Genomic DNA, 9050 nt, shown 5'->3' with positions numbered 1-9050 from the left:
CGACAGTTCTGACGATCACCCCGTAATTCTTGGGGCGTATACTTTCAATCAGTCGTTTCAAACGCTTCCGTTCCTCGACCGACTTAATTTTTTGTGACACCGATACCTTTTCAGAAAAAGGCATCAACACAAGGTGACGACCGGCGATACTTAACTCAGACGTCAAACGCGGTCCTTTCGTAGATATAGGTTCTTTCGCCACCTGCACGGCAACGTATTGTCCCACGGAAAGCACTTCCCCGATTTTCCCATTCTTGTTGATTTCCGGCTCCAGCTTCAATTTAGCGACAGGCATCCCTTTCCGAGCGATACACTGTTTGATATAACTGTCTAAAGAATAAAACTGGGGACTGAGATCAAGGTAATGTAAAAAGGCGTCTTTCTCGTAGCCCACATTAACGAAAGCAGCATTCAACCCGGGCATAATCTTCTTGACTTTCCCGTAGTAGATATCCCCTACTGCAAACTTTACGCTAGTCTTCTCCGTCGTCAACTCTACCAATCGCTTGTCTTTTAACAAAGCGATCACAATTTCTTCCGCTTTTACATCTATGACTAACTCAGTATTCACTACCCGATAATTAATCTATTAATCAAAATAAACCTAAAGGCACTGTAGCCCTTAGGTTTATATTTTCTACTCACAAACGATGACTATTTCTTCTTATGTCTATTCTTTCTAAGTCTCTTCTTCCGTTTGTGAGTGGCCATCTTATGTCTTTTTCTCTTTTTTCCGCTTGGCATAATTTCACTCCTTTCTTTATTTTACTTGATCTTTAACCTGATTCACGAAACTCTTCGAAGGCTTGAACGAAGGTATATTGTGAGCCGGGATCTTGATTGTTACATTTTTGGAAATGTTACGAGCGGTTTTCTCTGCTCTCTGCTTCACGACGAAGCTACCAAAACCTCTTAAATACACATTCTTTCCATCAATTACAGAACCTTTAATCGCTTCCATGAAAGCTTCAACAGTCGTTTGTACTGCAACTTTTTCAATACCAGTGGTTCTGGAAATTTCATTCACAATGTCCGCCTTTGTCATTTTCTTTAAGTATTTAATATTCAATAATATATTTCATTTATCCTAGATTTCAGTCTGCAAATATATATCTTTTCCACAAACAATGAAACAAACTTCGCCATTTTTGTCAATATTTTTTGATGTCTATGTTATTCAAGCAAAGGATAAACCCTATAATCGTACCCGTAATAAAACAATTTTCTCATCTTTTTTCCTATATTTGTACCCGATAACAGCTAACTCGTCGTTTTTATAGTATAATTTACAATTTAATTAAAAGAAGTATGAGAAAATCTATTGTATGCGTGTTCATGATGCTTTGTGCATTACATTTATTCTCTTCCTGCAACGACGGGATTGTCAGAACATGGAAACTTAGTCAAATCAAAACGGAAGAAGTCCCGGGAGGGAAACCGAAGTTCGTGTCCGGACCTCTATTCATGACATGGGAAGCATCCAACGATGCCGTGCTGGGCTTCTTCAAAGTTACAGGCATCCCCACGATGGTCGTTCCCATGGGAAGCAGCAAGCTGGCTCAACAATTAAAAGACATCACGTTCCAGAAAGACGGTAATGTTGTTGTGACCTATGCGGTTCCAAACCAAGAGGGAACAGAACCCCAATGGGAAAAATCCAAACCGGGAATGGTTACATACAAGGTAAAAGACGATCAAATCCTCTTTTTCCCGAATGTTGACAATCTTCTGGCTTCCTTGCCGGCAGACAGCTTGAGAAACAACGCCACGCTGAACGAGGCCGTTGAAATGGTAAAGAACGGCATCCCGGTAAACTACAAGCTGGAAGGCAACACGGCGAAATTATTTATCGACAAACCTTTCATTGAAAAAATATTCCCCCTCATTCTCGCCGGACTCGATAACGTTGATCCCGCCACGATGGGAAACATGGGCGGAATGATCAAAGGATTGCTTCAAGGCATCCCCTCCGTTTTGCAAAAAACCACGAAACTGGAAATAGGGTTGAATCTGGAAAAATAGATACAACCGAATTTGAAAAAGGTAAGGTAAAAATCAACCTTACCTTTTTATTACGATATTCCTTTCTCGAACCGTTTCCCTACCCCCACTTAGCCTTTCCCCACCTCCATAAACACAGTAGAATTAAATCATAAACACACCATCAACAGTGATTTACGTTCATGCTACGTCCATGCTTCGAAGATGATACGTCCATGGTGGCGAGCATCGGTAATGCAAGCATTAACAAAGGGGTAAGCAAGACACAAGAGATAATTTACAAAATATATTTTTGTTTCTCCGAAAATATTCCGTAATTTGTGACGAATTTTAACCCATACTTATTGATATATGGTAAACAAAGTCATTCTAATCGGAAATGTCGGGGGAGATCCCGAAGTAAGATACCTCGACGGAGGTGTAGCCGTGGCTCGTTTCAGCCTTGCCACATCGGAGGTGTACAATAACAAAAACGGGGAACGCGTGACGCAAACCGAATGGCACAATATCGTTCTTTGGCGAAATTTAGCCCAGATAGCGGAGAAATACGTGAAAAAAGGCATGATGCTATACATCGAGGGACGCATCAGAACCCGTTCATGGGACGACCAGAACGGCGTGAAGCGTTACACGACGGAAATCTACGGAGACAACTTCCAGATGTTATCCCGCAAGCAAGACGGCAACGACCGTTCGCAAGACACCCCCATGCCACCGGCACCGGATTTGAGCGCGGGAAGTGACGATAGTGACGATCTACCGTTTTAGTTTTTACGCCTATTCTTTCGGCGATTTAAGTTTAACCAATTATTCTAATTTTGGACGCAGATTATATTCCCCTCGCGGGACAGGTTTTCACGGGTGCCTTCACCCTTATTGATTTAGTTTTTTGCATCTTATTATTGTTCTTATTATTGTGCTCCGCGCTGGTTTCCGGGTCGGAAGTGGCGTTCTTTTCGCTCTCCCCCTCGCAATTAAAATATCTGGAAGACAAGGGCTACCACAAAGCACTCAAATTGCACGAGAAAGCGGACAGACTGCTCGCAACGATATTAATATCCAACAATTTCGTCAACGTGGCTATCGTGGTGATTTCCACCTATCTGGTCAATTCCTTGTTTGACTTCTCGGCATACCCGGTACTTGGTTTCGTCATTCAAGTCATCGTGGTCACTTTTGTGATTTTGCTGGTCGGGGAAATCATCCCGAAACTATACGCCAACCGTTCGCACCTCAACATGGTCATTTTCATGGCAGGTCCGCTGACATTTCTGTCCCACGTGTTCCGTCCCCTATCCACCTTGTTGATAGGTTCGACCTCGATTATCCGGAAACGCATGGATAAAAAAGACGGAATCTCTATTGACCAGCTTTCCAAGGCTCTCGAGTTAACACAAGATACTTCAATCAACGAGGAAAAGGACATTCTCGAGGGAATTGTCCGTTTCGGCAATATCGATGCGATAGATATCATCTGTCCCCGCATCAACGTGATTGCCATTGACTCGCAATCCACGTACAGGCAAGTGAAAGAAATCATATCGGAACACGGCTACTCCCGTATGCCTGTTTACGAGGAAAATCTGGATAATATCATCGGTATCCTCTACGTCAAAGATTTATTGCAACACTTGGATGAAACCGACGAGTTCAAATGGCAGACGTTGATACGTCCGGCATACTTCGTGCCCGAAACCAAAAAAATCAATGACTTGCTGGAAGAATTTCAAGTAAAGAAAGTCCATCTGGCTATCGTCGTGGATGAATACGGCGGTACTTCCGGTATTGTCACCATGGAAGACATCATCGAAGAGATTGTCGGCGATATCAACGACGAGTACGACGAGCAAGAGATTGCCTATACCCGGGACAAAAACGGGGCTTACGTGTTCGAGGCTTCCACCCTCTTGAACGACTTCTACAAAATCACGGATATTGATGAAGACACGTTCCGGGAAGTGGAAGGCGATGCGGACACGCTCGCCGGATTGATACTTGAATTGAAAGGCGAATTACCTCAAAAAAATGAAATAATCACTTACAAGGAACATCAATTCAAAGTCCTTGAAGTAGACAACCGCCGCATCAAGAAGATACAATATTCTAGTTTATAAGGTTCATAAAGTTTATAAAGTTCATAAGGTAACCAAGCACCAGCGGGGACTAAAAACTTTATGAACCTTATAACTTTACAAACTTTATAAACTTTATAAACTTTATAAACTTCCTTCACTGCATCGATTTCCCGTGCACCGTGTACGGGGTACGTATACCCAATATTTTACACAGCGTGGGTAAAAGATCGGATATCATGGCATCTTCTTTTATCCCCGGTTTCACGCCCGCCCCGTACAGGTATAGCGGCACGATAGAACGTTTGCTGTGACGGAAATAAGTATCCTCCATTTCCTTCAACTCGGAAACCCACGTCGGGTGAATACAGAAAAGCACGTCACCGCTACGTTTGTGCGAGAATGAATTTTGCACCAACCGGTTCATACCATCGGGGAAAGAGGTATGAATCAATGAATAAGCGGTCATCACTTTCGCCACGCCCTCGAACTCGATCATGAAATCGGCCACCTTGTCCTGAACCTCCTTCACTTCCAGCTTTCGTTCTTCTATCAGCCCCCGGTTCAAGTAAATTTGTCCCTGATCGTAATCGGCTATCCAATCACCGGGACCGTATATTAATGCCAGATAAGATTTCAGTAACGCCACCGCCCGGAAAATACTGAAACAATCGGAATTGACTTTTATCTTCCGCAAATCCTCCGGCATCAATTCCCGCGTTTCCGAAAAAGTCATGAATACCGTGTAGTTTCCTTTCCCGACCTTGGCATCCAACTTTCTCAACAGTTCGGCAACATCCATATCCAAACGAATCAACATATCTTTCTCTTCCTCCGAATCAATGGCAAAATCTCGATACATGTAATCCAGACAGGAGAAATTCACCGCCAGAAGATCGGGATCGTTATCCTCCCCCAAACGTTCCGCGTCAATCAACTTTTCCGCCAAGACTCGCACAAGAGTATTCCCGTAAGGGGTAGCCTTCAATACCCGGTAAGTATTGTATTCCCTTTTCGCCCGGGCTATATCGTAATAGAAATGATTGCGCAACCGGATACGTGCCGCCGATTTATCCTCATCGGAAAGCATCATCCATCCTTTGTTCACGAAATGATCGCTCTCCACCCACGTGTTGTAAGCCCTTAACCAATCGGGTAACACCGGTTGATAATAAGTAGACGATACCCACTTCCCGGTCTTCTCGCTAAACCAGATAGCCATATCCGCGCTAGACCCGCCGCTCAACACGGCTTCATCGCCATTCATGGCCACACTGTACACCCGGGACATCGGATTATTCATCTTCATCGCGCTTCCCAGACTCATCGTCTGCAAATAATCCGGAGCCAGACTTTTGACACTATCCGCTTGCTGCTCACCGATTTCCGTATAACGATCTGAATTTGTTGCAAATTGCCGTTTCCGACGCAAACGATCATACCACGCTCTCGACACGATACCGTGTTCCGCGGGAAGCATCCCCGTGTATATCGAAGCATGGTCCACCCCCGTCTGCGTGTACATGTAATTGTAATTGGCATTCACCCGCAAGCCCTGTTGTACCAATCGTTTCAACCCGTTTTCGGACAACTTGTCACCGTACATATCCAACCATTCCGGGTAAAAATGACTTACCACGATTCCCACGACCAATTTCGGTTTATTTCCCTCGGCAAACACGTTTTGCACGGCTAGAAACGCTAAACCGAGCAATATCAATTTTCTCACGACTAATATTCTCATAACATTCAGAAGTTTCAGATTCTCAGTATTCGTGCAAAAATAATCAGAATATGATAATTTACAACCTAAAATTCTTTCAATTCTTAATTGTTTCGTATCTTTACGCCAAGAAACTATAAACAACCACATCCATTATGACTGAGAAGAAGTGTCTATTAACTGACAAATTGAGGAATTACGTTTATCGTCACGGAACGGAACTCTCGGACGATAAACTAAAAGAAATGGGAACTTCCCTGGAAGAGATCAACGAGAACTTCTCGGGAATGGAGGATATAGCTAACAGCATTTTCGAACAGGAACGCGTAGCTTTCGAGAAGATATTTGAAGAATACGATTTTGACGGTTGGAACGCGATAGATATTTTATTACTGGTAGGAAATGAAATTCACGATCGTTTCTTTAACGTGTCGCCATCCGTTTCGTTCAAGTTGGCCGAAACATTCCCGGGTATTTTTGAAAGCCATAAACAACGGCGTTCCGATTTTATTTACGAGAAGATAAAAATAAATATAGAGAAGGGGATGCAACAGGGAATGTACAAAGATGATGTATCCAGCGAAATGGTCGCTCGCATGTATATCGCCAAACTCAACGACATTCACAACCGGGAGATATATCCCCCGGAAGTATTTGACTTCGGAACGATTTTCAATAACCTGATCGATGGCGTGATTCGCACGATCACGAACGAGGAGGGGTGGCAATATTACAAGCAAAGGAAACAGCTGTACAGCGTGTTGAGTTTTAACAGGTAAAATAAAAAAACATGAGCGTAAAATATCAAATAGACGATATAGATCGGAAAATCTTGTCCCACTTGGTGAAGAATGCAAGAGTCCCTTTCCTCGAGATAGCGCGGGAGTGCGGTATATCCGGGGCAGCGATACACCAGCGGGTGAAAAAAATGGAAGACGCAGGGATTATTGAAGGCTCACGTTTTATAGTGAAACCTGATGCCCTCGGGTTTGGCGTGTGCGCTTTCATCGGGGTAGTCCTCGATCACGCCCACACGTACAAAACCGTCGTGAAAGAAATAGAAAGTATCCCGGAAGTCATGGAATGCCACTTTATCACGGGAGGATTCACCTTCCTGTTGAAATTAAGATGCAATGACCACCAGCACCTGATGGATATTTTAATCAACACCCTTCAAAACATCCCGGGCATAGCCAAAACGGAAACTTTCATTTCATTGGATGAACTGATTGACCGGCAAATCATGTTAACCGCGAGCGAACAATAGTTCGCCTGCGGCGAGTTGCAGGTTGCTTTCCTAGCGTACACCTCCTCTGTTTATACAAGCAACACTTCGTAAATCATGGAATCGACAATCACGAAATCAAAAAACTCCCTCCCGGCTTCGCCGTATTGAGCCCGGAAACCGGTCTCGAACTGGCTCTCGCTCGGCTACAAGGAAGCAAGCTTCCCGCTGCCCTCGCTTACTCGCCAGTTTCCCTCTATAAACAGAGGGAGAGTTGAGTTACAGTCCCTAACGCAAGAAAAGTAACTTGTAACCTGCCGCAGGCAATGCAACCTGCAACTCGCCGTAGGCGAATGAAACTTGCCGCAGGCAACTCCATCAAACCTTTCCGCCATCCTTTTTATGGGACAATTTCGGGGCGATTACTTTCAACACTCCCGGGTGGACTTTCACGGTAACGGGTGGATCCAACGTGTAAGGATCTCCGTCAATATGGGCTTTTGCCAAATCCCCTTCAATAAACGCCTCCGTGCATTGAATCTCGCTGAAATAAGGCAAGCGGGCAATCTTTGAATTCATGAAACAGTACAAGAAACGGGGAATCTGGTAATACTTGGGACGCTTCAATATACATATATCCACCAACCCGTCACGCAAGGAAGCCTTCGGGGCGATAGAAGCGTTATTGCCGTACTGCGAACTATTCGCCACGCTCAACACGAAGCACTCCTCCTCCCACGTCTTGCCGTTCACGTGAAAACGATAACGTTTACCGGGATAACGGAACCACATCCGCACGATTGAATAAATATACGAGAATATTCCCCTTATTTTCATGGTACTGAAGAAATGAGCCACCTCGGCATCAAACCCGAAGCCGCTCACGTTCAGAGAATAGAGCCCGTTAATCTCTACCACGTCTATATTCGTCGTTTCGCTCTTCAATATCTGTTTCAGCGCTTTTGTCATCATCTGGGAGAAACCCAAGTGGCGGGCAAACCCGTTACCGCTTCCAAGGGAAATTACCCCGAAAGCGATGCCCGTCCCCATGAGTGCCGTACCGATCTCGTTCACCGTTCCGTCACCGCCTGCCGCCACGATATGCGTGTAATTCTGACTTTTCGCCTGCTCCACGATCTCTTTCGCGTGCCCGGCATACTCCGTGAATCGAATATTATACTCGATATGCTTGTAGGCGGCAATATGCCGGATACGGTATGGAATCTCCCACCCCAAGCCAAATCCCGAAATCGGGTTCACGATAAACAATATTCGATATTTATCCATCTTTTCAATTTATGATTTAAGATTTATGATTTAAGATTTAAAACACGAACAACTAGCACGCAATCATAAATCCAAAATCATAAATCGTAAATTACTTCGTTTTTCTTCCAATCCCGTAATACTCATACCCAAATTCCTGCATTTGTTCCGGGTTGTAGATGTTTCTTCCGTCAAAGATAATCTTGTGTTTCAAGGCTTTCTCGATAAAGGTAAACTTCGGTATCTTGAATTCTGCCCATTCCGTCACGACAATCAAGGCGTCGGCACCCTCCAAGGCATCGTACATATTATCTGCATACTCTATCCGGTTGCCGATCCGCCGCTTGCACTCTTCGACCGCAACAGGATCGAAGGCCCGTACCACGGCACCCGCTTCCAGCAATTTCTCTATCAACACCAGCGAGGGGGCTTCCCGCATATCATCCGTTCCGGGTTTAAAAGCGAGTCCCCACATGGCGAAACGTCTTCCCTTCAGCTCTTTTCCAAAACGCAAGGTTATTTTCCGGAACAACACGCTCTTCTGGTTCTCGTTCACACGTTCCACGGCCTTCAATAATTCAAGACTATGCCCGTGGTCGTCACCCGTGCGAATCAACGCCTTCACGTCTTTCGGGAAACAAGAACCGCCGTAACCGCAACCGGCATTCAGGAATTTCTTCCCGATACGGGTATCGCTGCCGATTCCTTTCTTCACGGACTCCACGTCCGCACCCACGATTTCGCACAGGTAAGCGATATCATT

General features: G+C 44.7%; 10 protein-coding genes. 5 read left to right on the top strand and 5 right to left on the bottom strand.

Annotated elements, in window-relative coordinates:
• Positions 1-571, bottom strand: a 571-nt coding sequence (locus Q5866_RS20445) for a ribonuclease E/G (RefSeq protein WP_303182215.1), incomplete at its 3' end; no start/stop codon positions are given.
• A 189-nt stretch (positions 572-760) separates the two neighbouring features.
• Positions 761-1069, bottom strand: a complete 309-nt coding sequence (locus tag Q5866_RS20440; RefSeq protein WP_176554875.1) for an HU family DNA-binding protein — start codon at positions 1067-1069, stop codon at positions 761-763.
• A 239-nt stretch (positions 1070-1308) separates the two neighbouring features.
• Between Q5866_RS20440 and Q5866_RS20435 the strand changes: the two genes are divergently transcribed.
• The 3 genes from Q5866_RS20435 (at position 1309) to gldE (ending at position 4115) form a co-directional block, all read left to right on the top strand.
• On the top strand, positions 1309-2022 hold the full coding sequence (locus Q5866_RS20435; protein ID WP_186977797.1) for a hypothetical protein: 714 nt from the start codon (positions 1309-1311) through the stop codon (positions 2020-2022).
• 330 nt (positions 2023-2352) lie between these two features.
• A complete protein-coding gene (locus Q5866_RS20430) occupies positions 2353-2769 on the top strand; it encodes a single-stranded DNA-binding protein (protein WP_303182214.1) in 417 nt (138 codons plus the stop codon).
• 50 nt (positions 2770-2819) lie between these two features.
• Positions 2820-4115, top strand: a complete 1296-nt coding sequence (gene gldE, locus Q5866_RS20425; protein ID WP_186977810.1) for a gliding motility-associated protein GldE — start codon at positions 2820-2822, stop codon at positions 4113-4115.
• 115 nt (positions 4116-4230) lie between these two features.
• Here the strand turns inward: gldE and Q5866_RS20420 are convergent, their stop codons facing one another.
• Positions 4231-5817, bottom strand: coding sequence for an alkaline phosphatase family protein (locus Q5866_RS20420; protein ID WP_303182212.1), 1587 nt, complete (start codon positions 5815-5817; stop codon positions 4231-4233).
• A 134-nt stretch (positions 5818-5951) separates the two neighbouring features.
• Between Q5866_RS20420 and Q5866_RS20415 the strand changes: the two genes are divergently transcribed.
• Both Q5866_RS20415 and Q5866_RS20410 read left to right on the top strand, forming a co-directional pair.
• Positions 5952-6575, top strand: a complete 624-nt coding sequence (locus Q5866_RS20415) for a hypothetical protein (protein ID WP_099290145.1) — start codon at positions 5952-5954, stop codon at positions 6573-6575.
• A gap of 11 nt (positions 6576-6586) precedes the next feature.
• Entirely contained in the window at positions 6587-7063 is a 477-nt protein-coding gene (locus Q5866_RS20410; RefSeq protein WP_186977812.1) for an Lrp/AsnC family transcriptional regulator, read from the top strand.
• A gap of 336 nt (positions 7064-7399) precedes the next feature.
• Here the strand turns inward: Q5866_RS20410 and Q5866_RS20405 are convergent, their stop codons facing one another.
• Positions 7400-8308, bottom strand: coding sequence for a diacylglycerol kinase family protein (locus Q5866_RS20405; RefSeq protein WP_303182210.1), 909 nt, complete (start codon positions 8306-8308; stop codon positions 7400-7402).
• 91 nt (positions 8309-8399) lie between these two features.
• Positions 8400-9050 (bottom strand): UDP-glucose/GDP-mannose dehydrogenase family protein (locus Q5866_RS20400; protein WP_303182208.1); only part of this gene is annotated, 651 nt, incomplete at its 5' end.

It is taken from the genome of uncultured Butyricimonas sp. (genome assembly GCF_959596855.1).
In the GTDB taxonomy this organism is placed as follows: Bacteria; Bacteroidota; Bacteroidia; order Bacteroidales; family Marinifilaceae; genus Butyricimonas; species Butyricimonas muris.
The sequence above is the reverse complement of the archived record's forward strand: the minus strand, read 5'-3'. Positions and strand labels throughout refer to the sequence as shown.

Bases quoted from the DNA above. Each gene is read 5' to 3' on its own strand.
- Q5866_RS20430 (WP_303182214.1), top strand. From the start codon at position 2,353: ATGGTAAACAAAGTCATTCTAATCGGAAATGTCGGGGGAGATCCCGAA.
- Q5866_RS20405 (WP_303182210.1), bottom strand. From the start codon at position 8,308: ATGGATAAATATCGAATATTGTTTATCGTGAACCCGATTTCGGGATTT.
- Q5866_RS20420 (WP_303182212.1), bottom strand. From the start codon at position 5,817: ATGAGAATATTAGTCGTGAGAAAATTGATATTGCTCGGTTTAGCGTTT.
- Q5866_RS20415 (WP_099290145.1), top strand. From the start codon at position 5,952: ATGACTGAGAAGAAGTGTCTATTAACTGACAAATTGAGGAATTACGTT.
- Q5866_RS20435 (WP_186977797.1), top strand. From the start codon at position 1,309: ATGAGAAAATCTATTGTATGCGTGTTCATGATGCTTTGTGCATTACAT.
- Q5866_RS20410 (WP_186977812.1), top strand. From the start codon at position 6,587: ATGAGCGTAAAATATCAAATAGACGATATAGATCGGAAAATCTTGTCC.